The 25,054-nt window shown below is 63.8% G+C and carries 25 protein-coding genes and 1 tRNA gene; 14 read left to right on the forward strand and 12 right to left on the reverse strand.

The annotated features are described in order from the left end of the window. The first annotated feature begins 16 nt into the window (after positions 1-16). The 5 genes from ACR9YP_RS05605 to ACR9YP_RS05625 all read left to right on the forward strand — a co-directional run bounded on the left by ACR9YP_RS05605 (position 17) and on the right by ACR9YP_RS05625 (position 5,049). A complete protein-coding gene (locus ACR9YP_RS05605) occupies positions 17-1,426 on the forward strand; it encodes a DUF5939 domain-containing protein (protein ID WP_474219174.1) in 1,410 nt (469 codons plus the stop codon). A 287-nt stretch (positions 1,427-1,713) separates the two neighbouring features. Next, on the forward strand, positions 1,714-2,202 hold the full coding sequence (locus tag ACR9YP_RS05610) for a tellurite resistance TerB family protein (RefSeq protein ID WP_438103649.1): 489 nt from the start codon (positions 1,714-1,716) through the stop codon (positions 2,200-2,202). A gap of 221 nt (positions 2,203-2,423) precedes the next feature. Then, entirely contained in the window at positions 2,424-3,203 is a 780-nt protein-coding gene (locus ACR9YP_RS05615) for an SDR family NAD(P)-dependent oxidoreductase (protein WP_370989081.1), read from the forward strand. Between the two features lie 126 nt (positions 3,204-3,329). Further along, a complete protein-coding gene (locus tag ACR9YP_RS05620) occupies positions 3,330-4,136 on the forward strand; it encodes a glutamine amidotransferase (RefSeq protein WP_438103648.1) in 807 nt (268 codons plus the stop codon). Between the two features lie 100 nt (positions 4,137-4,236). Further along, on the forward strand, positions 4,237-5,049 hold the full coding sequence (locus ACR9YP_RS05625) for an enoyl-CoA hydratase (RefSeq protein WP_438103647.1): 813 nt from the start codon (positions 4,237-4,239) through the stop codon (positions 5,047-5,049). Positions 5,050-5,153: 104 nt separating this feature from the next. Here the strand turns inward: ACR9YP_RS05625 and ACR9YP_RS05630 are convergent. Next, positions 5,154-5,229, reverse strand: a tRNA-Ala gene (locus tag ACR9YP_RS05630). 187 nt (positions 5,230-5,416) lie between these two features. Here ACR9YP_RS05630 and ACR9YP_RS05635 point away from each other — a divergent pair. Genes ACR9YP_RS05635 through folD form a run of 3 tightly spaced genes read left to right on the forward strand, consistent with a single transcriptional unit; the run spans position 5,417 to position 6,950 of the window. Further along, positions 5,417-5,707, forward strand: coding sequence for a YggT family protein (locus tag ACR9YP_RS05635; RefSeq protein WP_091882830.1), 291 nt, complete (start codon positions 5,417-5,419; stop codon positions 5,705-5,707). Positions 5,708-5,722: 15 nt separating this feature from the next. Then, on the forward strand, positions 5,723-6,055 hold the full coding sequence (locus ACR9YP_RS05640; RefSeq protein ID WP_370989085.1) for a DUF167 domain-containing protein: 333 nt from the start codon (positions 5,723-5,725) through the stop codon (positions 6,053-6,055). 10 nt (positions 6,056-6,065) lie between these two features. Continuing rightward, positions 6,066-6,950 carry a bifunctional methylenetetrahydrofolate dehydrogenase/methenyltetrahydrofolate cyclohydrolase FolD gene (gene folD, locus ACR9YP_RS05645; RefSeq protein ID WP_438103646.1) on the forward strand — a complete coding sequence of 295 codons (885 nt, stop codon included), beginning with the start codon at positions 6,066-6,068 and terminating at the stop codon, positions 6,948-6,950. A 145-nt stretch (positions 6,951-7,095) separates the two neighbouring features. On the opposite strand, the gene ACR9YP_RS05650 is transcribed toward folD, so the two are convergent. From ACR9YP_RS05650 to ACR9YP_RS05660, 3 genes are all read right to left on the reverse strand, one after another. Beyond that, on the reverse strand, positions 7,096-8,385 hold the full coding sequence (locus tag ACR9YP_RS05650; protein WP_438103448.1) for an IS4 family transposase: 1,290 nt from the start codon (positions 8,383-8,385) through the stop codon (positions 7,096-7,098). Between the two features lie 248 nt (positions 8,386-8,633). Next, on the reverse strand, positions 8,634-9,170 hold the full coding sequence (ppa, locus tag ACR9YP_RS05655) for an inorganic diphosphatase (RefSeq protein WP_438103645.1): 537 nt from the start codon (positions 9,168-9,170) through the stop codon (positions 8,634-8,636). A 179-nt stretch (positions 9,171-9,349) separates the two neighbouring features. After that, positions 9,350-9,859: a GNAT family N-acetyltransferase gene (locus ACR9YP_RS05660; RefSeq protein ID WP_008136728.1), complete on the reverse strand. Its 510-nt coding sequence runs from the start codon at positions 9,857-9,859 to the stop codon at positions 9,350-9,352. Positions 9,860-10,127: 268 nt separating this feature from the next. On the opposite strand from ACR9YP_RS05660, the gene ACR9YP_RS05665 reads away from it, so the two are divergent. The 4 genes from ACR9YP_RS05665 to ACR9YP_RS05680 are packed head-to-tail and all read left to right on the forward strand — an operon-like array spanning position 10,128 to position 13,226. Next, entirely contained in the window at positions 10,128-11,027 is a 900-nt protein-coding gene (locus tag ACR9YP_RS05665; protein ID WP_438103644.1) for a dienelactone hydrolase family protein, read from the forward strand. Further along, positions 11,024-11,488, forward strand: coding sequence for a DUF2269 family protein (locus ACR9YP_RS05670; RefSeq protein ID WP_438103643.1), 465 nt, complete (start codon positions 11,024-11,026; stop codon positions 11,486-11,488). Before ACR9YP_RS05665 ends, ACR9YP_RS05670 begins: the two co-directional genes overlap by 4 nt. Positions 11,489-11,499: 11 nt before the next feature. Then, the gene (locus ACR9YP_RS05675; RefSeq protein ID WP_474219176.1) at positions 11,500-12,819 is read left to right on the forward strand and encodes an SDR family oxidoreductase; all 1,320 of its coding nucleotides are present in this window, start codon (positions 11,500-11,502) and stop codon (positions 12,817-12,819) included. Beyond that, positions 12,819-13,226 carry a thiol-disulfide oxidoreductase DCC family protein gene (locus ACR9YP_RS05680; RefSeq protein WP_438103641.1) on the forward strand — a complete coding sequence of 136 codons (408 nt, stop codon included), beginning with the start codon at positions 12,819-12,821 and terminating at the stop codon, positions 13,224-13,226. The genes ACR9YP_RS05675 and ACR9YP_RS05680 overlap by 1 nt, the downstream gene beginning before the upstream one ends. Positions 13,227-13,412: 186 nt before the next feature. Here ACR9YP_RS05680 and ACR9YP_RS05685 read toward each other — a convergent pair whose 3' ends face one another. The 7 genes from ACR9YP_RS05685 to ACR9YP_RS05715 form a co-directional block, all read right to left on the reverse strand. Next, a complete protein-coding gene (locus ACR9YP_RS05685; protein ID WP_438103640.1) occupies positions 13,413-14,660 on the reverse strand; it encodes a flavin monoamine oxidase family protein in 1,248 nt (415 codons plus the stop codon). A gap of 272 nt (positions 14,661-14,932) precedes the next feature. Beyond that, a complete protein-coding gene (gene typA / locus ACR9YP_RS05690; RefSeq protein WP_130217145.1) occupies positions 14,933-16,759 on the reverse strand; it encodes a translational GTPase TypA in 1,827 nt (608 codons plus the stop codon). 238 nt (positions 16,760-16,997) lie between these two features. Then, positions 16,998-17,282: a hypothetical protein gene (locus ACR9YP_RS05695; RefSeq protein ID WP_438103639.1), complete on the reverse strand. Its 285-nt coding sequence runs from the start codon at positions 17,280-17,282 to the stop codon at positions 16,998-17,000. Then, positions 17,279-18,724: a radical SAM protein gene (locus ACR9YP_RS05700; protein WP_474219177.1), complete on the reverse strand. Its 1,446-nt coding sequence runs from the start codon at positions 18,722-18,724 to the stop codon at positions 17,279-17,281. The genes ACR9YP_RS05695 and ACR9YP_RS05700 overlap by 4 nt, the downstream gene beginning before the upstream one ends. Beyond that, positions 18,705-19,421, reverse strand: a complete 717-nt coding sequence (locus ACR9YP_RS05705) for a prolipoprotein diacylglyceryl transferase family protein (RefSeq protein WP_438103637.1) — start codon at positions 19,419-19,421, stop codon at positions 18,705-18,707. Before ACR9YP_RS05705 ends, ACR9YP_RS05700 begins: the two co-directional genes overlap by 20 nt. A 128-nt stretch (positions 19,422-19,549) precedes the next feature. Further along, positions 19,550-21,091 carry an alkaline phosphatase D family protein gene (locus ACR9YP_RS05710; protein WP_474219178.1) on the reverse strand — a complete coding sequence of 514 codons (1,542 nt, stop codon included), beginning with the start codon at positions 21,089-21,091 and terminating at the stop codon, positions 19,550-19,552. A 181-nt stretch (positions 21,092-21,272) separates the two neighbouring features. After that, positions 21,273-22,718: a TAXI family TRAP transporter solute-binding subunit gene (locus tag ACR9YP_RS05715; protein ID WP_439359329.1), complete on the reverse strand. Its 1,446-nt coding sequence runs from the start codon at positions 22,716-22,718 to the stop codon at positions 21,273-21,275. 151 nt (positions 22,719-22,869) lie between these two features. Between ACR9YP_RS05715 and ACR9YP_RS05720 the strand changes: the two genes are divergently transcribed. After that, a complete protein-coding gene (locus ACR9YP_RS05720) occupies positions 22,870-23,160 on the forward strand; it encodes a 4a-hydroxytetrahydrobiopterin dehydratase (protein ID WP_438103634.1) in 291 nt (96 codons plus the stop codon). 111 nt (positions 23,161-23,271) lie between these two features. Beyond that, positions 23,272-23,667 carry a YkvA family protein gene (locus ACR9YP_RS05725; protein WP_438103633.1) on the forward strand — a complete coding sequence of 132 codons (396 nt, stop codon included), beginning with the start codon at positions 23,272-23,274 and terminating at the stop codon, positions 23,665-23,667. 215 nt (positions 23,668-23,882) lie between these two features. Here the strand turns inward: ACR9YP_RS05725 and ACR9YP_RS05730 are convergent, their stop codons facing one another. Beyond that, positions 23,883-25,049 carry a TAXI family TRAP transporter solute-binding subunit gene (locus ACR9YP_RS05730; protein WP_438103632.1) on the reverse strand — a complete coding sequence of 389 codons (1,167 nt, stop codon included), beginning with the start codon at positions 25,047-25,049 and terminating at the stop codon, positions 23,883-23,885. Positions 25,050-25,054 lie beyond the last annotated feature (5 nt).

A 25,054-nucleotide genomic window follows, 5' to 3' on the forward strand; every position in this document is an offset into this window, starting at 1 on the left:
TAGACAGAGCCCCGCCATGAGCGACATCCAGGCCCAGTTTTCCGTTCTGAAGCAGACCGCCGATGCAAAGGTGGTCGATGCGATTGCGCGCCTCATCGAGGACGGCGAGGATCACGAGCTCAACCGCGTCAATGTCCTCGATTTCTCCAGGCATCACGGCCTCGACGAAGAGCGCGTCATCTCGGCTTTCCTGCATTCGGCCAGGCTCGGTCTGTTCGATCTCGGCTGGAACGTGCTGTGTCCGGGCTGCGGCGGCGTGCTGGGCGCTCACTCGACGCTGAAGGCGCTCAAGCCCGACGACTATCACTGCGCGCTCTGCGCCTGCGGCTACAAGGCGTCCGTCGACGACCAGGTCGAGGTCTCTTTCACCGTGAATCCGCGCGTCCGGCGCATCGCGGCGCACGATCCCGATACGCTTCCGGTGTGGGAGTATTTCAAGCAGGTGTTCTGGAGCTCCGGCGTCGACTTCAACAAGGAATCGTTTGCGACGCTGGCCAACGAGGTGACGCTGGATACGATGGAGCTGCCGGCCGGCGAGAAGGCGACGATGTCGCTGCAATTGCCGAGCGATTTCGTCATCATCTTCGAGCCGGTGACGCACGCCGCTCATTTCATCGATGTCCAGGGCGAGCCGACCAAGGACCGTCAGCAGCTCGCCATCATGTACAACAAGGTGCAGGCCCCGACGGGAACGACGACCATGCGGCCGGGTCCGCTGCGGCTATCGCTGGAAAACCAGGCCGGTGTGCGCGTGCTGCCGTCGGTGTTCATCGCGGCCGAGGCGCTTCATCATCTCATCGGCAAGCGTAAGCCGTTCCTCACCGCCAAGCGGATGCTGTCGAACCAGACCTTCCGCGACGTCTTCAAGGCGGACAATCTCAGTCTCGACCAGCGGCTCCAGATCACCTCGCTGACGTTCCTGTTCACCGACCTGAAGGGATCGACCGCGCTTTATGAGCGGGTCGGCGATCTCGCCGCCTTCGATCTCGTGCGCGCGCATTTCCACGCGCTGCTCGAGATCATCTCATCCGAGAAGGGCGCGGTGGTGAAAACGATCGGCGATGCCGTGATGGCGACCTTCGTCCGTCCCGAGCACGCCATCGTCGCGGGCCTGCGGATGCGGGCGGCGATGGACGAACTCAACAAGCGGCGCGGCGCCAACGATCTCATTCTCAAGATCGGCATCCATGAAGGTCCATGTCTTGCGGTGATGCTGAACGAGCGCCAGGATTATTTCGGCCAGACCGTCAACATCGCCTCGCGCGTGCAAAGCCTGTCGACCGCGCAGGAAATTCACATCACCGGCCCGGTGCTTGATGTGCCGGCGGTTGCTGAAATCCTTCAGCAGCGCGAGATCAAGCCGATCCAGAAGCAGGCCGCGCTGCGCGGCATCGCCGACAAGATGGTGGTGTATGAGATACCGTGAGGACATTCACTGTCGTCCCGGCGAAGGCCGGGACCCATACCGCGTGACCTCTCGGTTGCGAATGGACACAGTAAAAAACGACCAATCTTCACCGAACTACACCCTGTGGTTATGGGTCCCGGCCTCCGCCGGGACGACCCCTGAGGGGTGCTTCAAATCACGACAACAGATTGCCGAAACGTAATGCAGCGCGCGGAACTGACGTACATTGCGCCGGTTGAGTTTGCTGCTCATATAGTGCTGGTAACAGCCGCCTCTCGCGGCTTCATCGATCTCGGTAGGACTTTATGCTCGACGGCCTGCGCCAATTCATCGCCGACATTGTTACTCCCCATGACCAGGACCGCGCATTTGGCGACAGCGACTATCGGCTGGCGGCCACGGCGCTGCTGATTCACGTGATCTCGCTGGACGGCCAGCCGAGCCCAGCCGAGCAGCGCAAGCTGCACAGCCTGATCGAAAGCCATTTTGGGCTCGATCGCGGCACTGCGGATCGGCTGATCGCCGACGCCACCCAGGTCGAGGGCGAGGCGGTCGATCTCTATCATTTCACCAGCGTCATCATGCGCTCGCTCGACGAGGAGGGTCGCAAACGCATCGTGCAGATGATGTGGGAGCTGGTCTATGCCGACGGTCAGGTCAGCGAATTCGAAGACAACGTCGTCTGGCGCGCCTCCGACCTGCTCGGGATATCGCAGCGCGACCGGATCGACCTGAAGCACGCCGTCGCGGACCGTGTCGGCGGCCAAGTCAAGGACAGCGCTGTCGGCGGCTGACGGCTTTCGACACGACTGATCGCGGCCTACCCGGGCACATGACGAAACTTTAATTTATCCGCCGCCTGCGCTGAATCCGCCTGCAAATCAACGGTTTTTCAGCGCGGCCTGTCGTTCTGCTCAAGCGGCCATGCTGGCGGCGCAGCTTGCATGTCGCGCGCGGCCTGTGCTCTCGTTCCGCCATTGCGGGGCCAAAAACTTGAATTCAAGAGTCTTCGATCGTGACTGAGCGGGTGACGCTGATCACCGGTGCCTCGGCGGGCATCGGCACGGAGCTGGCGCGTGTGTTTGCTGCCAATGGGCATCGCCTCGCATTGACGGCGCGCCGGACGGATCGGCTGGAGGCGCTCGCGAACGAGCTTGCCGCCAACGGCGGCAAGAAGCCGATCGTGATCGCCTGCGATCTCGAGCAAGCGGATGCCGGCAAGACCATCGCGGCAGCACTTGCCGCCGAAGGCGTCGAGCTCGATCATCTCGTCAACAATGCCGGCTTCGGCGTGTTCGGTGATGCGATCGAGCGCGATCGCGTTGAGCAGCTCGGCATCGTCGATGTCAACGTCCGGGCCCTGACGGACCTGTCGCTGCGCTTTGCCGATCAGCTCATCAGGAACAAGGGCGGTCTTCTCAATGTTGGATCGGTCGCCGGCTTCCTGCCTGGCCCCGGCATGGCCGTCTACTACGCCTCCAAGGCCTATGTGATTTCGTTCACCGAAGCCTTGCGGGCGGAGCTCGCGCCGCGCGGCGTTCGCGTCACCGTACTTTGCCCGGGTCCGGTGCCCACCGAATTCCAGGCGCGCGCCGGCGTCGGCTCCCAACATGATACCGCCGTTCTCAACGTCTCCGCCGCCGAAGTTGCACGCGATGCATATCGTGGCCTGATGGCCAACAAACGGGCAGTGCTGCCTGGTCTGGGCATCAAGATTGTGCCGTTGGCGCTGCGTTTCTTCCCGCGCGGCTTCATCCTGGCCGCTACCAGCCGGTTTCAGAGGCGCCGGCACTAGAGAAAACTTTGAAGCACCGTAGTGGCCCGGAGCTTGCTTCAGTCGGGTGTGTGTGCGCGAACTCACACGATGTTAACCATCGCTTAGCTATGCTGGCGGTCTGAACCGATAGCACTCGCAGAGGCCATGTCGTTCCGGACGGACAGGTTTGGTGGCGCAGAATTGGTGCCCTTCCGAAGGAGGACGCCGGGCGCGGCCGCCTCCGCCTCCGCCTCCGAAGCCCGGTTGCCGGTTCTGATCGTCATGCATCAGGAATCCTCGACGCCCGGCCGCGTCGGCAATGCGCTGCGCGCGCTCGGCCATCGCCTCGACATTCGCCGTCCCCGCTTCGGCGATCCCCTGCCCGAGACGCTCGATCGGCATGCCGGCGCCGTGTTCTTCGGCGGCCCGATGAGCGCCAATGATTCCGACGACTACATCCGCCGCGAGATCGACTGGATCGAAATTCCGCTCCGTGAGCAGCGTCCGTTCCTTGGCATCTGCCTCGGCGCGCAGATGCTCGCGATGCAGCTGGGGGCCCGCGTCGCGCCGCATGCGGATGCGCTGACCCAGATCGGCTATTACCCGATCAGGCCGACCGCTGCGGGCCACGCGCTCTGCCCGGAGTGGCCTGCGCAGGTCTATCATTGGCATCGCGAGGGATTTGAGCTGCCGGTCGGTGCCGAGCTGCTCGCGGAAGGTGATGATTTTCCGGTGCAGGCGTTCCGAGTCGGCAACGCCTTCGGTGTGCAGTTTCATCCAGACGTGACCTACGCGATGATGCATTGCTGGACCACGCGCGGCTATGACGGCTTCAGCGCGCCCGGAGCGCGGCAGCGGCATCACCATTTCGCGGATCGTGCCGTCTACGACCTCGCGGAGCGCGCCTGGCTCGATCACTTCATAAATGGCTGGCTGGCGCGCCGGCCGGTGCTGGCGCAAGCCGCCGAGTGAATCGCGCCTCCGCGCAAGCCCTTGCCTCATCCCTTTATATGCTAGGCTCGTTCGCAACGCGCGCACGCGAGATTGCGCCGGCAAGCAAAGGGAGAGCGCCATGGCCTATGAACACATTCTCTATGAGGTGAGCGACAGGATCGCGACCATCACGCTCAATCGCCCGGACCGCATGAATGCGTGGACGCCGACGATGGAGCGCGACGTGCGTCACGCGATGGAAGCCTCAAGCGCCGACGACAATGTCCGCGTCATCGTGCTCACCGGCGCGGGCCGCGCCTTCTGCGCCGGCGCCGACATGGATGCGCTGAAAGGGCTCGATCCCGATGACGTCAGGCGCGCATCGAACCTGCCGCCGTTCGACATGAACCGCCGGCCGGATTGGCAGACGCGCTACGGCTTCTATCCGTCGATCGCAAAGCCCGTCATCGCCATGCTCAACGGCGCGACCGCCGGTATCGGCCTAGTCCACGCGCTCTATTGCGACCTGCGCTTTGCCGCCGACAATACGGTGTTCACGACCGCCTTCGCGCGGCGCGGCCTGATCGCCGAGCACGGCATCAGCTGGATGTTGCCGCGCATCGTCGGCCATGCCCATGCGCTGGATCTGTTGCTCTCGGCGAGGCGCGTGTCGAGCGACGAAGCGTTGCGGATCGGGCTGGTGAACCGGCTCTACTCGCCGGAAAAACTCCGCGAGGAGACCTATGCCTATGCGCGCGATCTCGCCGATTTCGTCTCACCGAGCGCGATGGCCGTGATCAAGCGGCAGCTTTACGAGGTGCCGTTCCAGACCCTGGCGGAGGCGACGATCGAGGCCAACCGCGAGATGATGGTGGCGCTGAACGGCAGCGATTTCCGGGAGGGCGTGGCGAGTTTTATGGAGAAGCGGCCGCCGAGGTTTACGGGGAGGTAGGGGACTCGAACCGTCCGTCTTCGCCCTGCGGGCTTCGCCGGACACCACGCTTCGCCCTTCGGGCTTCGCGCGGCTGCGCCACGCGTAGCCCGAAGGGCGAAGCGTGGTGGAGCCAGGCGGGATCGAACCGCCGACCTCGTCATTGCGAACGACGCGCTCTCCCAGCTGAGCTATGGCCCCTTTGCTGGCCGCTCTGGTGAACGCGGCCGACAACCGGGCGCCATTTAAGTCCCCGCCAAGGTCAAGTCAAGGACGGGTATAACCCGGTTTTGGCCATCCGGGCGCCGACTTCCCTTGTTTGGGTCGGGGGGAACCGATATCAAGCGAACGCCGTCAATCCCGACCGGAGCCAGAGTTCTCAAAAGCCATGCGTGCCGTTCTCGACATCGTCATCATCGTGCTCGATCTCTACGTCTGGCTGCTGATCGCGGCCGCGATCCTGTCCTGGCTGATCGCCTTCAACGTGGTGAACACCCGCAACCAGTTCGTCTCGGCGGTGGCGGAGTTCCTGTACCGGATCACCGAGCCCCTGCTGGCACCGATTCGCAATTTCCTGCCCAGTCTCGGCGGCCTCGACATCTCGCCGATCATCCTGATTCTGCTGATCATGTTCATCGAGCGGGTGATCCTGTACTACATCTACCCGAACGTGATCTAAGCGGGCTGGAGCGCCTTGGTTGCCAAAGAACCCTGGCGCATCTCTGCCGCAGGCGTCAGCATCGCGCTGCGGGTGACGCCGCGCGGCGGCCGCGACGACATCGACGGGATCGAGCAGCTCTCCGACGGCCGCAGCGTGCTCAAGGTGCGGGTACGCGCCATTGCCGATGGTGGCGAGGCCAACAAGGCTGTCTTGGTCCTGCTGGCGAAATCGCTTGGCGTGCCCAAGGCCAGCGTAAAATTGCTATCGGGAGCTACCTCGCGGTTGAAGCAGATCGCGGTCGACGGCGACCCGGTGCGGCTCGGAGAAGCCCTGCGCCAGCTCGTGTCGGCTAAATCGAAAGACTGAGGGAACTGACATGACCGCCAAAATCATCGATGGAAAAGTCATTGCCGCGGAGCTTCGCGGCCGCGTCGCCGAGGAGGTCGCCCGCGTCAAGCGCGAGCACAATCTGGTCCCCGGCCTCGCGGTGGTGCTGGTCGGCAACGACCCCGCCAGCGAGGTCTATGTCCGCTCCAAGCACACCCAGACGCAAGGCGCCGGCATGGCCTCGTTCGAGCACAAGCTGCCCGCCGACGTCTCGCAAGCGGATCTCCTGGCGCTCGTCGCAAAGCTCAACCGCGATCCGGCCGTGCACGGCATTCTGGTGCAACTGCCGCTGCCGAAGGGGCTGAACACCGAGGCCGTCATCAACGCCATCGATCCCGCCAAGGATGTCGATGGCCTGCATCCGAGCAATGCCGGCCGGCTCGCCGGTGGTTTTGAGGCGCTGTCGCCCTGCACGCCGCTCGGCTGCATCATCCTGACCAAAAGCGTGCACGCTTCGCTCGAAGGCATGAACGCCATCGTCATCGGCCGCTCCAACCTGGTCGGCCGTCCGCTGGTGCAATTGCTGCTGAACGAGAACACAACGGTCACGATCGCGCATTCGCGCTCGCGCGACCTGCCCGGCCTCGTGAAGCGCGCCGACCTCGTTTACGCCGCGGTCGGCAAGCCGGAGATGGTGCGCGGCGACTGGCTGAAGCCGGGCGCGACCGTGATCGACGTCGGCATCAACCGCATCCCCAAAGAAGACGGCAAGGCGCGCCTCGTCGGCGACGTCGCCTATCAGGAAGCGATTGGGGTTGCCGGTGCGATCACGCCGGTGCCGGGCGGCGTCGGCCAGATGACGGTCGCCTGCCTGCTGGTGAACACGCTGCGCGCCGCCTGCGCGATCGCAGGGCTGCCGAAGCCGGCGGTGTAGTTTTTCTTCACCTCTCCCCGCTTGCGGGGACAGGTCGGAATTCGCGCGAAGCGCGGATTCCGGGTGAGGGGGACTCTCCGCGGGTCCAACTCTGACCGTCTTTGTGGAGGTAGCCCCTCACCTCAACCCTCTCCCCGTAAGAACGCTAGGGCATGCACATATCTCTGAGGCTCCATCCTGCTGCGACGGCGTGGAAGTATTCGAGGCCGTTCTTGAAGGTGATCGGGCCCGGCGGCTTGGACGATGGGTAGCCGTCCCAGCCGCCGAGGCGACCAATGATCCAGGCGGCCCAAGCGAGGCTATCGGGCGGATGTGGGTTCTTTAATCGCTTGCTCCCGGCTTCGAGTTGACGGTTGAGGGCGGTGAGCACGTTAATTTGGCCGTTGTCGAAGGCAGCGAGAATGGGTTGGCGACTGCCATTGCGGGCCTGCAGAAGTTGGATTGTGATGACGGCCGCCTTAGCGGCAATCGCGACCAGCTTGAGAAGGCGATCGGCGGTTCCGATCTGGCTGTCTTCGAGCTTGAAGCCTTGTGTCTTCAGGATGCGGAAGAACTGCTCGATGATCCAGCGTTGCTTGTACCATTGGACGATGCGCCAGGCGTCCTCGATGCCGGTAACCTCGTGAGAGGTGAGAAGCCGCCAGTGCAGCGGCTCTACCCCGGTTTCGGCATTGATCTCGCGCACATCGACCACCGCCAATGGCAAGCTTTCCGGCAGATGGCGCAGGAACTTACTCTGTGGGCGGGCGAGCTCGATTGCGCCAAAGCGAAGTTCGAGGTGAGCCAGGCGGGCGGGCCGCGCGGCGCGCGCAGGCAATTGGATCGCACGCCGATCCACCGCGGCCATGGCATCGCTGACCTCATACAAGCCGCTGCGGTCGGCAAGCTTGCGATCATGCATGCTGCGCGCGATGACGTGGAAGTGTTGCTCGGCCGAGCTGGCATAAAGGGCAAAAATATCGCTCTCGCGGTCACCCAGCACCGTCACCGCTGTGGCCTTGGTGAGGAGCGGCTTGGCCGCCATGGCAGTGGATATCCAGCGCTGCGATTCCTTGTCCGATAACTCCCGATCGTCGTGCGAGGTCGTGCGGCGACCTGTGCGCGTCCATATCTGCCCGCTCAAAAGTCCAAGACAGTTGCCGTCATCGGCATCCACAGCCAGCAGCGGATGCAGCAGCACGCCGTGGTTATTGCCTTTGCCGATTTCTCCGAGCCCGCGCCGGCGTTGCGGTGTGGTGTTGAAGTGGATCTCGCTGGTGTCCTGGATGGCCAGCACGTGGCGGCCCTCTACCGCAGCGACCGTGCTTTCGCTCCAGCTTTCGATGATCCGCTCCACCGTCACCTTGTCATGGCCAAGAAAGCGGTTGAACCGCACTTCCAGCGCGCGGTTCCCCCTGGAGAGCTGCCGAAGGCAGACAGTTTTGCCCACAACCATGCGTTCGACGAACGCCGCCCCCCTTTATCGAGACGACGATCCCCGAACCGGCCCAGCGTCCAGTCAATCCGTGACAACATCGCGGCACCCCGTCCAAATCATGGAGTGCCGCAATACGAATCACACAGAACTCTGATTCTGGAATCCTCCCAGGCCGATCCGAGTCAATCCGCCGCACCAGATATGTGCATGCCCTAGCGTAAGAACGGGGCGAGGGAGCACACCTTATTGTCCGGGATACCGAAGACTCAGGCCTTCTTTTTCTTCTCGCGATCCATGCCTTCGAGGATCAGCTTGTGCGCGTCCTCCGGGCCGCCCCAGCGCAGGATCTTCACCCACTTGCCCTTCTCGAGATCCTTGTAGTGCTCGAAGAAGTGCTGGATCTGCTGGAGCGTGATGTCCGGCAGGTCGGAATAGCTCTTCACCTTGTCGTAGCGCTGCGTCAGCTTCGATGACGGCACCGCCAAGATCTTCTCGTCGCCGCCGGCTTCGTCTTCCATGAACAGCACGCCGACCGGGCGCACGCTCATGACGGCACCGGGAATGATGGCGCGGGTGTTGATGATCAGGACGTCGCAGGGATCGCCGTCATCCGACAGCGTGTGCGGGATGAAGCCGTAGTTCCCGGGGTAACGCATCGGCGTGTAGAGGAAGCGATCGACGACGAGCGTGCCGGCCTCCTTGTCCATCTCGTATTTGATCGGTTCGCCGCCCACGGGGACTTCGATGATGACATTGACGTCGTGGGGTACGTTCTTCCCGATCGAGACCGCATCGATACGCATTCAAGGCTCCGTTGTTGCCGAGGTGAAATCGCGCCCGGCAGCGATTTTGGCGCTGTCATACGCGGGCTTGGCCCGCTGATCCATCGCGTTTTTGTGAAATAATGAATCCGGCGATCACCGACGCAAAAGGCGGGCGGTATCAACGGATGGAAAACGCTGCCGATGCAGGTTTCAGCAGCTCAATTGGTCCAAGCGAAGGCAACCTTGTCGAGCGACTTCGGCCCGAACCGCTCCGAGGAGCGCGCCACCATGCGGCCGCCCAGGGCACGGTAGAACTCGGTGGCCGGATCGTTGTCCGAGAGCGCCCACACCACCATGCTCTTCAGGCCGCTCTGCATCAGGTCGCGGCGGGCGGCGGCGAACAGGCGGCGGCCAAAGCCGAGGCCCTGGAATTCCGGCCGCAGATAGAGCTCATAGATCTCGCCGTCGAAATGCAGGCTGCGGGCGCGGTTGCGGCCGTAATTGGCGTAGCCCGCGATCTTGTCGCCGAACACCAGCACGCTGACGCGGCTGCCCTTGCGAATCGCGCTGTCCCACCACTGTGGACCGCGGCGGTTGATCAGCTTTTCCAGCTCCGCGCCGGGGATGATGCCCTGATAGGCCGAGCGCCAGGCTTCGTCATGGGTCGACGCCACCGCAGTTGCATCTGCGGCTTTGGCCGGCCGGACCTCGATCAGGGTTGTGCTCATGGAGGCGATCAAATCAAGTCGCCGCGCCGGCGGCAAGACCTATCGTTAATTATCGGTTAACGTGTGGACTTTCTGCATCAGTATTTCAAGCCCGTTGTCCCGAAAGAGGACACGCCGGCGTCTCGAATGGCAGTGGCCTGCCATGTGTCGGTGCAAAACTCGCTGCGGCAATGAATGAATGGTAATGGCAGCGCAGAAAGTCTGCCCGGAGTGATTCGTTCCTATTAGTGTGGCCATCGCTGTTCGCGTCCGCCTCCTTTGGCAATTCATGCGGCTCCTCGTCACTCCTGCGCTTTTGTCTTTGCTGGCCGTGCTGGCTGCGTCACCTCTGTGCGCTCAGGTCACGTTTGGCCCATTGGGAGAGGAGGGCGAACCGTTTCGCCGGCAAGAGTGGCGCGTGCCATCGCCGGATACCGGCATGGCCGCGCATGCGCTGCTGTTTCGCCCCCTCGGTGCCGGCCCGTTCCGGCTCGCGGTCATCGCCCACGCCTCGACGCAGAATGGCTTGCGTCGCGCGCAAATGCCGCGGCCGGAATATCGCGCGCTCATGGCGTATCTCGTCGCGCGCGGCTTTGCCGTGCTGGTGCCGGAACGGCTCGGCCATGGCGCGACCGGTGGCCGCTATGTCGAAGACCAGGGTGGCTGCGACGAGGCGGATTACGCACGATCGGCCGGCGCAACGGCCGACCAAATCTCGCTCGCGCTGGACTATTTGCGAAAGCAGGAATTTATCCGCAAAGACGCCGCGATCGTGCTCGGCCATTCCGCCGGCGGCTGGGGCGCGCTGGCGCTCGCCAATGCCGATCCGAAGGCGATCTCCGCCATCATTGCATTCGCACCGGGGCGCGGCGGCCATGCCAATGACGAGCCGAACAGGGTCTGCGCGCCGCACACGCTGCTTGCGGCCGCAGCCGAGTTCGGCAAGGCCGCGCGCATTCCCGTCACGTGGCTCGTTGCGGCCAATGACAGTTACTTCGCGCCCGCGTTTTCGCAAAACCTGGTCGATGCGTTTCGCGGCACTGGCGGCAAAGCCGACTTCCGCACCCTGCCGGCCGTCGGCAGCGAGGGTCATTGGATGATCGAAACCGAGGCCGGCGTCAAAGCCGCAAGCGGTGGTCTCGCGCGTGCGCTGAACCAGCTCAAGCCAATGGCGACCAAGAAGCCATGACGCTGTATTTCCCGGTCAAATTCCTGCATGTGCTCGGCGCCATCGTCATCCTCGGCACTGGAACCGGCATCGCCTTCTTCATGCTGATGGCGCATCGCACGCAGGACGTGGCATTCATCGCGCGCACTGCCGCTGTGGTCGTGATCGCGGATGCGATCTTCACGCTGTCGGCCGTGATCCTGCAGCCGGTCACGGGCGGCCTGCTGATGATGCTCTCGGCGACGTCGCTCACCGAGCGCTGGTTGCTGACTTCGCTCGCGCTGTATGCCGTCGCAGGCCTGTTCTGGGTCCCCGTCGTCTTCATGCAGATCGAGATGCGCGACCTCGCGCGCAAGGCGGCCGAACAGTGCAACGCGCTTCCGGAGCGCTATTTCGTTCTGTTCCGTCGCTGGTTCGCATTCGGTTTCCCCGGCTTCGGCGCGACGATGCTGATCCTCTGGCTGATGATCGCAAAACCGTAGTGAGAGGCGCAATGAGTAAGCGAACCATCTTGCTGTTCGGCGCCTCCGGCCTGATCGGCCGCTTCGTCACCGACGATCTGCGCGCGCGTGGCTTTCGCGTTGTCGGCGTGGCACGCAACCTGTCGCCGGCGCAGCAGATGAGCGCGCTGGACATCGAGCTGCCGATCCTCATCCTGGATGCGGCTGCGCTGGCGCGTCTCCTCAGCGAGCATGCCGTCGATGTCGTCGTGAACTGCCTCGGCGTGCTCCAGGACGGGCCCGGCAGCGACACAAATGCCGTGCATCGTGATTTCGTCGCGCGCCTGCTTCAGGCAATTGGCGCTGGCGGCCGTGCGATCCGTCTGGTGCACATCTCGATCCCCGGGATGGTGGAGGCGGATCGCACCGCCTTCGCAACGACCAAACGCGACGCCGAACGTTTGATCGCGACCTCCGGCATTCCCCATGCCATCCTGCGGCCGGGCTTCGTGGTTGCGCCGTCAGCCTATGGCGGCAGCGCCATGCTGCGTGCGCTTGCCGCTTTTCCGCTCGACCTGCCGGACAAGGAAATGGCGACGCTCTTCCAGCCCGTCGCGGTCGAGGACATCGCCGCCACCATCGCCTGGCTCGCCGCGCGTGATATCGACGACGCCTCCGTGAAAGCCGTGAGCTGGGACCTGATGCAGGCAGAGCCGGTGACGATGGCCGGCGTCATCAAGCAGTTTCGCCACGCGTTCGGCACGGCCACCTGGCAACTCATCGCGATGCCGTCATCCCTGCTAGATCTCGGCGCCAAAGTCGGCGATTTAGCCTGTCATCTCGGCTGGATGCCGCCGCTGCGTTCCACCGCCATTGCCGAGCTGCGCCGTGGCGTGACCGGCGATCCCTCGGCGTGGATCGCAGCCACGGGCATCGCACCAAAGACATTGGCTGAGACGATCGGTCGCCATCCGGCAAGTATCCAGGACAAATGGTTCGCGCGGCTGTTCCTGGCCAAGGCGCTGATCTTCGTAAGCCTTGCTGTGTTCTGGCTCGTCTCTGGTTTCATCGCACTGTTCGTGTCCTATCGTGGCGCCGCCGACATCCTGACCGCGCATGACTTTCCGCCAGCGCTGGTCGATCCCATCACCATCGGCACCAGCCTGATGGATATGAGCATCGGCGTGCTGATCGCCTTCCGCCGCACCGCGGCGATCGGACTCGCTGCCGGCATCATCGCCTCGCTGGGCTACATGGTGGGTGCAGCCATCCTCACGCCCGATCTCTGGATCGAGCCATTAGGTGCTTTGGTGAAGACCGGGCCGGCGATCGTGCTGATGCTGGTGGCTCTCCTGACGCTGGATAATCGCTGATGAGCAAATGGCCCGACGACGACGTGATCCTTTATGACGGCGTCTGCATCTTCTGCTCGCGCTGGGTCCGCTTCGTGGCGACCCGCGACAAAGCAAGGCGGTTCCGTTTCACGCCGATCCAATCGGACTACGGGACCCGGCTCGCGCATACGTTCGGCATCGATCCAGATGATCCCGATACCAACGCCGTAGTCCACGGCGGCGAGGTGTTCATGAAGTCGGACGCCGCGCTGACCGTGTTGTCGCTGCTCCCCGGCTGGGGCTGGGTGCGCGCGTTGTTCGCCGTGCCGAGGCTGTTAAGGGACCCCGTCTACAGCCTTGTCGCACGCAACCGCTATCGCATCTTCGGCAAGTATGACACCTGCTTCGTGCCCGATGCCGATTTGCGGGCGCGGGTGATTGAGTGAGTCGTCAGTTCAATTGGATGGCGGCACCGCACATTCGGTGTCGTCCCGGCGAAGGCCGGGACCCATAACCACAGGAAGAGGTTTGGCGAAGACTGGCAGTTAAGGTGCCAGCCCGCGGTACAAATACCGAAGATCACCGATGGATCACGCGGTATGGGTCCCGGCCTCCGCCGGGACGACCCCTAGTTAGCGCTTCCCCGGCGCCGCCAGCACTTCGTTAGTCGCGCGCTCCCCGCTGTCCCGCGCTCCATGCGCCGTCGTGAAGAAATTCGGCGACGTCGCTTCTCCCGCGAAGAACAACCGTCCGTCCACTGGCTCCGCGAGCACAGCACGATCTCCCGCGTGCCCCGGCAGCGCATGCGAATAGGAGCCCCTCGCGAAGGGATCGCGCGCCCAGCGCGATTCATACAGCGGCCTCAGCTTGCGCCTGATGTCGTTGCCGAGAAGGCCCGCGATCTCGTCGATGCTCTGCGCGGCAATGGCGCCTTCGCCCGCGTCTTCCAGCTCGCGCGCAAAGCTGCCACCGAAGAAGCCTTCGATGCAGGGCTGGCCGAACGGACGGATGTGGTAGGTGCCCATCTTGGTGCGCATGGTGGCGCCGCGCAGATTACCTTCGGTCGGGAAGGCTTCGGCGCCATCGAGCGCCAGCGTCACCTTGTCGTCGACGCCGAGCGGCAGGCCGGCGGCGGCATCGACCTTGGCCGGCAACGGTGGTGAAAAGCGAATCGTCTCATTGGCGATCAGATTGGTCGGGACGGTGACGATCACCTTGTCCGCGGTCAGCGTGCCCCGCGATGTTTCGAGCCGGATGCGCTGACCAGAATGATCGACCAACGTGACGTTGCAGCTCAGGGCCACCGTGACAGGCGCGCCATAGGCTGCGATCAGCGTGCCATAGCCGCGGCGGACGCGCCAGTTGAGGTCACTGTCCTCATAGGCGTCCCAGTCCAGCGTCGACATGTCCTTCAATTCGCAGCCATTGACGTAGGTCGAGACCGCGTCGATCATCGGATTCCAGCGGTTGCCCGGCTCGAGGCTCAGGCTCGCGGGTTCGTCCTTGCCCTTTTGCGCGGCCTGCCAGAGGCGCTCATAGAACGCCTCCGTCGCGCGCATGAAATCGTCGCGCTCGGTTTGCGGAAAGGCGTTGCCGAAGGCGCGCTCGCGCCAGGGAGGCAGGGCCGTGTTGAGCTCGAATCCGAGCTGCTTCGCGATCGGAGCGAAGGAGTTCTTGTCGGCCGAGTGCAGCCAGCCGCAGCCGACGTCGAAGATCACCTCGGGCGAGGCCTGCACCGTCCAGGCGCGGCCACCGAGCCGGTCACGCGCCTCCAGCACGACCACGGAAAGGCCGGAGCCCGCCAGCGCGTGCGCGGCACCGAGGCCGGCGGCACCGGCGCCGATGATCGCGACGTCGACGAAGGAGGGAAGGGGGGTCATAGGCGGGCTCTAGCACGTCTGTGATACGCGCTAAAGCCATCACAAACCGAGCTGTCATCGCCCGCGCAGGCGGGCGATCCAGTATTCCAGAGAAGCTAGTGATTTGCGGAGAAGCCGCGGCGTACTGGATTCCCCCGCCTTCGCGGAGAATGACAGTTTCGTAGGGTGGGCAAAGGCGCATAGCGCCGTGCCCACCATCGCTCGCCAGTCGCAGTAGAAGTGGTGGGCACGCTTCGCTTTGCCCACCCTACGGCACTACGGCTGCGGTGTCCTTACGCCACCGCTTCCTTGGCCTTCTCCGCGCGCTTGCGCTCGTTCGGGTCGAGGTGCTTCTTGCGCAGGCGGATCGACTTCGGCGTGACCTCGACGAGCTCGTCGTCCTCGATATAGGCGAGCGCCTTTTCCAAGGTCATGCGGATCGGCGGGGTCAGGCGCACCGCTTCGTCCTTGGACGTCGTGCGGATGTTGGTGAGCTGCTTGCCCTTGAGCACGTTGATCTCGAGATCGTTGTCGCGGGTGTGCTCGCCGACGATCATGCCGCGATAGACCTTCCAGCCCGGCTCGATCATCATCGGGCCGCGGTCTTCCAGCTTGAACATGGCGTAGGCCACGGCGTCGCCCTGGTCGTTGGAGATCAGGACGCCGTTGCGGCGGCCCTGGATCTCGCCCTTGTAGGGCGCATAGCCGTGGAACAGGCGGTTCATGATCGCGGTGCCGCGGGTGTCGGTCAGAAGTTCGCCCTGATAGCCGATCAGGCCGCGGGTCGGCGCGTAGAACACCAGGCGCTGGCGGTTGCCGCCCGACGGCTTCATCTCGATCAACTCAGCCTTGCGCTCGCTCATCTTCTGCACGACGACGCCGGAATGCTCCTCGTCGACGTCGATCACGACCTCCTCGATCGGCTCCATGGTGGCGCCGGTCGCTTCATCCTTCTGGAACACGACGCGCGGGCGCGACACCGAGAGCTCAAAGCCCTCGCGGCGCATGGTCTCGATCAGGATCGCAAGCTGCAATTCGCCGCGGCCCGACACTTCCATGGCGTCCTTGTCGGCGGCTTCGACGACGCGCAGCGCGACATTGCCCTCCGCTTCGCGCAAGAGACGGTCGCGGATCATGCGGCTCGTCACCTTGTCGCCTTCGGTGCCGGCGAGCGGAGAGTTGTTGACGATGAAGGACATCGACACGGTCGGCGGATCGATCGGCTGTGCCGGCAGCGGCACTTCCACGGTCGGATCGCAGAATGTGTCGGCAACGGTGCCCTTGGTCAGGCCCGCAATCGCGACGATGTCGCCGGCTTCGGCTTCATCGAGCGGGGTACGCTCCAGGCCACGGAACGCCAGGATCTTGGTGATGCGCCCGGATTCGACCAGCTTGCCGTCGGCGTTGAGCACCTTGACCTGCTGGTTCGGCTTCAGCACGCCGGAAGAAATGCGGCCGGTGATGATGCGGCCGAGATAGGGGTTGGCCTCCAGGATGGTGCCGATCATCTTGAACGGACCTTCCTCGACCTTCGGCGGCGCGACGTGGCGCAGGATCAGATCGAACAGCGGCTCCATGCCCTTGTCCTTCGGACCCTCGGGGCTCTCGGCCATCCAGCCCTGCTTGGCCGAGCCGTAGAGGATCGGGAAGTCGAGCTGCTCCTCGCTGGCATCTAACGCCGCGAACAGGTCGAACACCTCGTTGATGACTTCGGTCGGACGCGCGTCGGGACGGTCGACCTTGTTGATGACGACGATCGGCTTCAGGCCGACCTTGAGCGCCTTGGAGACCACGAACTTGGTCTGCGGCAGCGGGCCTTCGGCGGCGTCCACCAGCACCAGCGCGCCGTCCACCATGTTCAGGATGCGTTCGACCTCACCGCCGAAATCGGCGTGGCCGGGGGTGTCGACGATGTTGACCCGGGTGTCCTTCCACTGCACCGAGGCCGCCTTGGCCAGGATGGTGATGCCGCGCTCGCGCTCCAGATCGTTGGAGTCCATGGCGCGCTCGGTCACTTTCTGGTTCTCGCGGAACGTGCCGGACTGCTGCAGGAGGCGGTCGACCAGGGTCGTCTTGCCGTGGTCGACGTGGGCGATGATGGCGACGTTGCGGAGGTTCATGAGTGAGCTTCTTTGCGTTCGAACAATGGGTTAAGCGCGATCTCGCCGGTCGGACCGGGACCTCTTCTCGAAACAACGCTGGAAGACTGGAAACGGGCGCTCGCCGCCCAAAAAGGAAGCCCGGCCATATCAGACCGGGCGCCCTACGCGTTGCGGCGCAATATATGCAAAAAACGCCAAAAAACAATGTGTTCTTTGGCCGTTGGTTGACTGAATTTTGTCCGGGAATCTCCGGGGGTTAGGGCTGGGTTCCGGGATGGGCGGGAGCCTTTCGCCCCTTGATGGCCGCCCAGATCAGGACGACGCCTCCGATGCCGACGACCAGTCCCAGGAAGACCAGCGGCGCGATGTCCGAGTCGATCTTGCCCCCGTCGATCACCGAAGCTCCGCCGAAGAGCAGGGCGCAGAGACCCGGAAGCAGCAGGATCACCCCCGAAATCACCAAGAACGCGGTGAGGCAGCCGCTGCGTGGTTCAACGGGCGTCGGGACGGGCGGCAGAACCGGTGGTGGCGTATCGCTCATCGTGGTGCCTCCTCGCCCTGCCTTGCCTCGCGATAAGTCTGCCCTTCGAGCGCGGCGCGGATACGGCCGATTGCGCCGTTGCGGTAGAACAGATTGTAGGTGTCGAACGGAATGATCGCCCCCTGCTCCGTCACGAAATGGATGCAGCTGCGCTTGACGTTGCCGACGCAGAAATTGAAACGGTCGAGGAATTGCACGATGGTGACGCGGAAGACGTTCTCGTAAGAGAGCCCTTGCGGCACCTCGAAGCTCGGCAGGCAGCACAAGAGTTCGCAGACCCGCTCGTTGGTGTTCAGCGGCCCCGAGGACAGCGAGAACAGATCGACGAATTTCTCCCGCAGCACCGGATATTTCTCCGGGCTGATCGTGTTGGGCATCACGGCGACGAGCTGCTCCTGCTGTAACAGCGAGGTCAGCGGCAGCACCTTCTCGCCGTTGCGGAGGCCATAGCCGATCGAGATGCTCTCAGGGTTGCAGGGCAACGGGATCATGTCCTTGTCGCCGAACACGCCGGTCTCAATCACGCGCTTGCGTATCTCCGACAGCATGATGCGATCGGTGTTCTTGTCGAAATCCTCGTTGCGGCCGGCGTCTTGCACCGGCTGCAGCGTGACGCCACGCACGCATCTCCAGGTGAGCGCATGGCGGACGATGTCGCCGATCTCGGCGTCGTTGACGCCGCGCTTGATGGTCGCGACCAGCGTGGTCGAGACGCCGTAATGCTCGAGATTCTCCAGCGCCTGCTGGCGGATTTTGCGCAGGTCCGCGCCGCGCAGATTGATCAGCGCATCGCGCTGCAGTGAATCGAACTGGAGATAGACCTCCAGCCCGCGCTTGTTCTCGGCGAGCCGCGCCACGAAATCCTTTTCGCGGGCAATGCGCAGGCCGTTGGTGTTGATCATGACGTGGCGGATCGGGCGGGCACGGACGGCGTCCAGGATTTCGAAGAAATCCGGATGCAGCGTCGGCTCGCCGCCGGAAATCTGCACCAGGTCGGGCTCGCCTTCGCTCGCGACCAGCGCGTCCAGCATCTTCTCGACCGTCGCGAGCGGCGTGAATTTCGTCCGCGCGGGCGAGGAGTCGGCGAAGCACACCGGGCAGGTGAGATTGCAGTGCTCTGTGATCTCGATCAGCGCCAGGCAGGAATGCTGCTCGTGGTCGGCGCACAGGCCGCAATCGTAGGGGCAGCCGAATTCCGTGCGCTGCTGGAATTGCAGCGGCCGATCGCCGGGCTTGATGAAATCCTTGCACAGGCGCCAATAGGCCGCGTCCGTCGACACCAGCGTCGACTGGACGCCGTGCTGCTTGCAGCGTTTTTCGTACCAGACCTCGTTGCCGAGAATCTGGATCTTGGTCGGCACCAAATCCAGGCAGGTCTCGCAGAGAGACTGAGTCTGGCCCCAGAAGATATAGGGACGCGACTTACGCAACGGCGCGTTCATGCAGGGATCTCGCTTTGGGCGCCGTCGCCAGCATGAATGCGGCGTAGAGCAGAATGGATAGCGACAGCAGGTGAAACAGCGTGAAGGGGCCGATCAGCGTGCCATAGGGCTTGAGGAATTCCCACAGGAAGCGCTGCGCTCCGTAATAGATGAGGACGAGGTAGAAACCATTGGTGACCACAAAGCCGTTTCGGTTCAAGACCGCCAGCACATAGAGAAGCGCGAACACGCCCATGGCGGCGCACTCATAGAGCTGCACCGGGTGCCGAAGGATGCCATCGCCGAAATCATGCCCGAAGGGCAGCCCCGTCGGCGTGCCGTAAGTGAAATCGTCGAGTCCCGCGAAGTAGCAGCCGAGCCGCCCGACCGCGATCCCGAGCGCCAGCGGCAAGGCAAAACGGGCGCCGGTTCGTACAGCGATGCCCGCGGACCATTTGTAGAGCTCGATCGCCACGATGCCGCCGGCGAGCGCTCCCTCGACCGAGCGCGCAATGCCGCTCTGGCCCGACAGCCACAGATTGACTGACCCGAACAAATAGGCACCGAGGCCCGCACCGAACACCAGCGCGGCGATGTAGGGCAGCGCGAAGGATTGCGCCGGAAATTCCAGGCGCCGTCGCGACAGCCAGTAGACGGCAGCTGTCGCCGCCAGCCACGCCGCGATGTCAAAGACGGTGTGAAGGAAAGCCCCGCTCATGCAGGGGAGAGCATAGCACGATCACGTTCAAAATAGTGCGCCGCGCATTTTCGTGCCCTCTCCCTACGGAGAGCTGGACCGAGTCCTGAGCGCGCATCGACTCAACCGAATTCATCCTGCTCTAGCCATCAGGCCAACTTCGGGTCGAGCGTGATCGACCACAGCGCGACGTCGGCGCGGTCGCGCAGTGTCACCGTCATCTGGCCGGAAGCGCCGTCGATCTTGACGTGACCGAAGAACTGCATGCCGGCTGACGGCGGCAGATTCTGGTTGTCCTTGCCCGGTGCCTTGACGAAGCGCACCTCCGGCCCAAAGGTGTTGTCGAGCGCGTTCGGACCGAACGTGCCCGCGTGCAGCGGACCCGAGACGAATTCCCAGAACGGCTCGAAATCCTGGAATTGCGCCTTGTTCGGATCGTAATAATGCGCGGCGGCGTAGTGCACGTCCGCGGTCAGCCACACCGTGTTGCTGATCGGCGCCATCTTGATGAAGCGCAGGATGTCGGCGATCTCGAGCTCGCGGCCGCGCACCGGACCGTCGCCTTGCGCGATTGCCTCCGAGCCACCCTTTGGTGTGTCCGATACGATCAGGCTGAGCGGCATGTCGGAGGCGATCACCTTCCAGGTCGCACGCGAATTCAAAAGACTGCGCTTGAGCCAGGCGATCTGGTCGGGTCCGAGGAAGTAGCTGGCCGGTCCGTAAGTGGTCTCGAGATTGGCGCCGTTCGGGCCGCGATAACTGCGCTCGTCGAGCACGAACACGTCGAGATGCGGGCCGTAAGCGATCTGGCGATAGACCCGGCCCGGCTCATTGATGCTCTCGCGCATCGGATACATCTCGTGGAAGGCGCGACCCGCGCGGGCCGCGAGCAGCGCGATGTTGCGCTCCTTGTAGGTCGCCGGTAGCTCCTTCGAGAGCGACCAGTTGTTGGTCACCTCGTGGTCATCCCACTGCACGAAGATCGGTACCTCGGCATTGAAGGCGCGGAGATTGTCGTCGGTCAGATTGTATTTGTGCGCGGCGCGGAGCTCGTCCAGCGTTTCCGCGACCTTGGTCTTTTCGGGGATAGTGACGTTCTTCCAGATCTTGCCGTCGGTGAGCTTCACCTCGGATTGGATCGGACTGTCGGCGTAGATCGTATCGCCCGAGTGCAGGAAGAAATCCGGACGGTGCTTGCGCATCGCGCCGAAAGTGAACATGCCGCCGTCTTCGGGGTTGATGCCCCAGCCTTGGCCGGCGACATCGCCACCCCAGACGAAACTGACGTCGCGGCGGTCGGCGGGCGCGGTGCGGAAGCGGCCGGTCACCGGCTCGCCCTCGACCGCGCTGTGCGAGAGATCGCGGAAGCGGACGCGATAAAAGATGTCCTGTCCGCCCGGCAGGTTCTCGATCAGCATTTTTGCGGTGAAGTCGCTCTCGGGCAGCGCCGCGATCGGCGGCAGCGTGCGGGCATCCCTGAACGACTCCGTCGTCGCCACCTCGACCAGCATCTGCGCCGGTCGGTCGGTGCGCGCCCAGACCACGCCGCCGTCGACGGTGACGTCGCCCGATTGCACGCCGTGGGTGACCGCAGGTCGGTCGGCCGCGCGCGACAGGTAAGGCATCGCGACCGCGCCAAGCGCGCCGGCGCTGGTCGTGAGGAAACGGCGGCGGGAGAATTTGATGTTCATGGGGAGATGATTTCGAAGCTGGGGTCGCGGGAAGGCTCGTCATTCCGGAGCGTGCCATCAGGCGCGAATCCATTTCCCGTCGCGGATGCGGCGCGATGGATTCCGGGCTCACGCGTTGCGCGCCCCGGAACGACGGTGAACGTATATTGAGACAATGTGACGCAGCAATAACGCGCAGGCGCTACGCGTTGCCGGCGGCTCTGAACTGCGCGCCCGCGCGTTGCAGGTTCTGCGGCAGGCTGAACAGCACCGCCTTGCGGTCGGCAACGGCGGCGTGGAACTGGTCGAGTGCGATGTTGAACGCGGTGAGCGCAGCCTCCTCGATCGCGCCGTGATCGAAGCAGCGCAGCGTGTCGCGCAAAATCTCGTCGGCCTCGGTTTGCATCTGATCGAGCTCTTCGGTGGTCTCGCTCTTGCGTGCGGCGGCGATCATGTCGAGCAGGCGGTCGCGCAGATGGCTGTTGTTGTCGCGCTCGTCCTTCTTCAGATAGCCCGCAAACCAGGCGCCGATCGAGCCCATGGCGGAGAGCGCCATCAGGCTCCACCAGATGTAATCGCTGTATTTGTCGAGAAAGGTTTTTTCCTCGCCGTCGACGAAGGCGGCGGCGCCGGGATGCACGGGGATCACCGCATCCTTGTCGGTGTCGGGCGTCTCGATCTTCGCTGCCAGCGGGAATTCCGCCACCAGTTGCTGGCGCACGGCGAAGAGCTGGCGCGTGAACGCCGCGATGGTGGTTTCTGACACACCTTTGCGCGCCACGATGTGGTGCGCGAAGCTGATCGTCTTGACCTCTTCGTCCGGACGATCGGGTGAGCCGCCGTAAGTGCCTGCGGGAATCTCCGAGGATTCGTAGACCGGATGGTTCTGCGCGATCGCGTCGGCGGAATCGATGGCGAGGAAGGTCGGCGTGCCGCCCTCCCTGACCGATGCCGCGATCGCGTCCCCCGTGATCTTGCTGTTGACGGGACCGGCCGCGAGATAGATGTCGGCCTTCTGCGCCTTGATCGCCTCGGCAACCTCGTTGGCCGGGAATTGCACGATCTCGACCTTGGCGGGATCGACGCCATATTGCTGGAGGATCACCTTGAGCAGGTTGACATTGGCCTGGGTGCGGCCGATGACGCCGATGCGATGGCCGGCGAGCTGTGCGATCTTGGTGATCTTCGCGCCCTTCTTCTTGCCCTTGCCCGGGACGGACCACAGCACCACGACGTTCTTGCGCAGCGTCGCGACCGCCTGTGCGTTCTTCGGCACATCGAGGTCGCCGCGCACGATGGCAAGATCGACCTTGCCTTCCGCGAGGGCATTGGCGCTGGCGGTGGCGCCGTCGGTCTGGATCGGGCGTAGCCGCACCTGGCTCTTGTTCTGCGTGAAAGCCTGGGTCAGCGCCTGCACGACCTTGACGTCATCGCTGTTGGCGGGACCAACCGCGATCTTCAGCGTCACCGGCCGCATCGCGAAGTAATAGCCGCCTGCGAGCGCACCGACGATCGCAAGCACGAGCGCCAGAGACACGAGCGCGGTCTTCCGCGCCGCGGATCGCGGCGAAGGCGGAGAGGGCGTTTCGGCCAGGTTCAATCCCCCGGTCATCGATCTCCCAAACAGGCGCTTCAGGCTCAGTTTCATCTTGGCCGGCGATTTACGCCGGCAATTGTAGCAAATTTCTTGTCCGGAGGGGTTACATCTCCGTCATGGTTAGCGGATCGACGAAATCTCCCATGAACCGGGCCGCCGGCACGGTGTTAGGGTAAAGTTCCCCTGAATGACGGAGGCGATCATGGCAGAGCGGCTATCGACGGAGGCGCGCAAGCAGGCGCTCGGCGGAATAACGGGCTGGGGCGAGATTTCCGGCCGCGACGCCATCGGGAAGACCTTTGTCTTCAAGGATTTCAACCAGGCCTTCGGCTTCATGACCCGCGCGGCGCTGGTCGCCGAGAAGATGGATCACCATCCCGAATGGCGCAACGTCTACAAGACGGTGGAGGTGGTGCTGTCGACCCATGACGCCGGCGGCGTCACCGCGCGCGATATCGAGCTGGCCAAGGCGATGAATGCCATCGCCGGCTGACAGCTAGCTGACACTTGGCTGACGTCTTGCAGGCCGCAGCCTCATCCCCATCTTGTGATCAGCAGGTGATGTGGCGATCCGCCGCTCCGCCTGAACGGGGAGTTTTCGAGCATGGCTGCCGAACACAGCGTCGGCTTCGAGCCCGCCGATCGGCTCGCGCAAGACCGGGAGGGCGTTCGCCGCCGCTTCTGGCGCAAGCTGAAGCGCGTCGCCGCGCAACTGCCGTTCGCCGAAGACCTGCTTGCCGCCTATTACTGCGCGTTCGATCGGCAGACGCCGCGCCATGTTCAGGCCTCGCTGCTCGGGGCGATCGCCTATTTCATTCTGCCGTTTGACTTCGTCGCTGATGTGATGCCGATCCTCGGTTTCGCCGATGACGCCGCCGTGCTCGCCACCGCCATCCGCATGGTCGCCGGCCACATCACGAACGAGCACCGCGACGCCGCCCGTGCCGCACTGAGGCGCGGGGGTGATGAGGCGGAGGCGGAAGTAGAGGTGGCGCAATAGCTTTCGCCATGCATTCCGCTGTCATTCCCCGCGACCCGGCTACGCCAAGGCTTCGCCGGGGTTGAGGTCCAGGGGCGCCGAAGCTTTAGCGAAGGCGGCAGGCGGGGAATCCAGTACGCCGCGGCCTTTAGGTTCAATCACTGCTGTTTCGGAGTACTGGATCGCCCGGTCAAGCCGGGCGATGACAGCGAATGTGCGGAGACGAGACGCGTCCTTTACTTCTTCTCGACCCCCGCCTGCGCCCGCGCGTTCGCCGCGTCCCATGCCTGGAATTGCTTGAACAGCGCTTCCTTGTCCGCATCGGATACCTGCGCGGCCGCCGGACTCTGCTTCAGAAACGCTTCGAAGCGCTGGCGCGTCACCGGTTCGACGCCGTGCTTGTCGAGCCATTGCTGCGCCACCGGCAATCTGTTCCAGCCCGACAGCGGCGCCGCGAGCGAGACCTCCTTCCACTTGGGATGGAAGGGCGGGTTCTGCAGCGTCGGAAATTTCGTGAAGAACGCGTCCACGAACAACGCAAGCTTGCGATAGCGCTCGGTGTTGGGCGCCCAATTATACGCTGCAAGCACCGCAGGAACTGCAATGGTGTCCACGCTGTCGCCCTCCTTGATCAGGTTCGGATAGTCCTTGGCGGTCAGCGTTGCCGGCAGATAGTCGCTCTGGAGCGGCTTTGCATAGTCGACCTTCGCGAGATGGAAGCGGCCGTCATTGCCGAAGGTCGAGACCGACTTGTACGGCTTGCCGCCGACCACGATGACGGCGTCGATCTCGCCGGCCTTCAGCTTCTCCATCGCGATGCGCTGCTCGACATAGACGAATTTCGCCTTGATCCCGAGCCGCTCGAACACGGTGAGCGCCGTGACGAAGGTACCGCCGTTCGGCAGGTCCACGCTCACCGTCTTGCCTTCGAGGTCTTTGAGCGTCGCGACCGATCTCGGCGCGATTACCTGCATCTCCTCATTGTAGAGCTTCGTGACGTAGGTGAACTGCTTCTTGATGTCCTTGGCAAAACCCTTGCGCTCGAGATAGTCGAGCGTGTCGGCGCGCACGATGCCGAGATCGACACCTTGCAGGAACAGGATGTCGGCGACGCTCTGCACCGAGCCGCGGCCGACGATCGGCAGCACGCGGATCTTGTTGCCGTCGTCGAGCACGGAAGCGAGGTCGGCGCCGAATTGCACATAGGTGCCGCCGATCGTGCCGGTGATCAGCGTGACCGTGTTGGCGTTCAACGCCTGCTTGGTCGAGGTCGAGCCGAACTGGAAGATGGCCTTCAGGCCGTCCGAGACCTTGGCCGGATCGTACTCAGTCTGGTCGGCGCGTGCCGCAAAGGCACAGATCGTCATGATGGCGGCAAGCGCCATTCCCAAAGCGTTACGCATGATGT

Source organism: Bradyrhizobium sp. BR14999, from assembly GCF_056106085.1.

Coding starts and splice junctions, on each gene's coding strand:
- ACR9YP_RS05660 (WP_008136728.1), bottom strand. CDS start 9,859: ATGAGCACAACCCTGATCGAGGTCCGGCCGGCCAAAGCCGCAGATGCA.
- folD (WP_438103646.1), top strand. CDS start 6,066: ATGACCGCCAAAATCATCGATGGAAAAGTCATTGCCGCGGAGCTTCGC.
- ACR9YP_RS05700 (WP_474219177.1), bottom strand. CDS start 18,724: ATGAACGCGCCGTTGCGTAAGTCGCGTCCCTATATCTTCTGGGGCCAG.
- ACR9YP_RS05675 (WP_474219176.1), top strand. CDS start 11,500: ATGAGTAAGCGAACCATCTTGCTGTTCGGCGCCTCCGGCCTGATCGGC.
- ACR9YP_RS05625 (WP_438103647.1), top strand. CDS start 4,237: ATGGCCTATGAACACATTCTCTATGAGGTGAGCGACAGGATCGCGACC.
- ACR9YP_RS05610 (WP_438103649.1), top strand. CDS start 1,714: ATGCTCGACGGCCTGCGCCAATTCATCGCCGACATTGTTACTCCCCAT.
- ACR9YP_RS05720 (WP_438103634.1), top strand. CDS start 22,870: ATGGCAGAGCGGCTATCGACGGAGGCGCGCAAGCAGGCGCTCGGCGGA.
- ACR9YP_RS05605 (WP_474219174.1), top strand. CDS start 17: ATGAGCGACATCCAGGCCCAGTTTTCCGTTCTGAAGCAGACCGCCGAT.
- ACR9YP_RS05715 (WP_439359329.1), bottom strand. CDS start 22,718: ATGAAACTGAGCCTGAAGCGCCTGTTTGGGAGATCGATGACCGGGGGA.
- ACR9YP_RS05725 (WP_438103633.1), top strand. CDS start 23,272: ATGGCTGCCGAACACAGCGTCGGCTTCGAGCCCGCCGATCGGCTCGCG.
- ACR9YP_RS05670 (WP_438103643.1), top strand. CDS start 11,024: ATGACGCTGTATTTCCCGGTCAAATTCCTGCATGTGCTCGGCGCCATC.
- ACR9YP_RS05710 (WP_474219178.1), bottom strand. CDS start 21,091: ATGAACATCAAATTCTCCCGCCGCCGTTTCCTCACGACCAGCGCCGGC.
- ACR9YP_RS05730 (WP_438103632.1), bottom strand. CDS start 25,049: ATGCGTAACGCTTTGGGAATGGCGCTTGCCGCCATCATGACGATCTGT.
- ACR9YP_RS05685 (WP_438103640.1), bottom strand. CDS start 14,660: ATGACCCCCCTTCCCTCCTTCGTCGACGTCGCGATCATCGGCGCCGGT.
- ppa (WP_438103645.1), bottom strand. CDS start 9,170: ATGCGTATCGATGCGGTCTCGATCGGGAAGAACGTACCCCACGACGTC.
- ACR9YP_RS05635 (WP_091882830.1), top strand. CDS start 5,417: ATGCGTGCCGTTCTCGACATCGTCATCATCGTGCTCGATCTCTACGTC.
- typA (WP_130217145.1), bottom strand. CDS start 16,759: ATGAACCTCCGCAACGTCGCCATCATCGCCCACGTCGACCACGGCAAG.
- ACR9YP_RS05620 (WP_438103648.1), top strand. CDS start 3,330: ATGTCGTTCCGGACGGACAGGTTTGGTGGCGCAGAATTGGTGCCCTTC.
- ACR9YP_RS05650 (WP_438103448.1), bottom strand. CDS start 8,385: ATGGTTGTGGGCAAAACTGTCTGCCTTCGGCAGCTCTCCAGGGGGAAC.
- ACR9YP_RS05695 (WP_438103639.1), bottom strand. CDS start 17,282: ATGAGCGATACGCCACCACCGGTTCTGCCGCCCGTCCCGACGCCCGTT.
- ACR9YP_RS05665 (WP_438103644.1), top strand. CDS start 10,128: ATGCGGCTCCTCGTCACTCCTGCGCTTTTGTCTTTGCTGGCCGTGCTG.
- ACR9YP_RS05705 (WP_438103637.1), bottom strand. CDS start 19,421: ATGAGCGGGGCTTTCCTTCACACCGTCTTTGACATCGCGGCGTGGCTG.
- ACR9YP_RS05680 (WP_438103641.1), top strand. CDS start 12,819: ATGAGCAAATGGCCCGACGACGACGTGATCCTTTATGACGGCGTCTGC.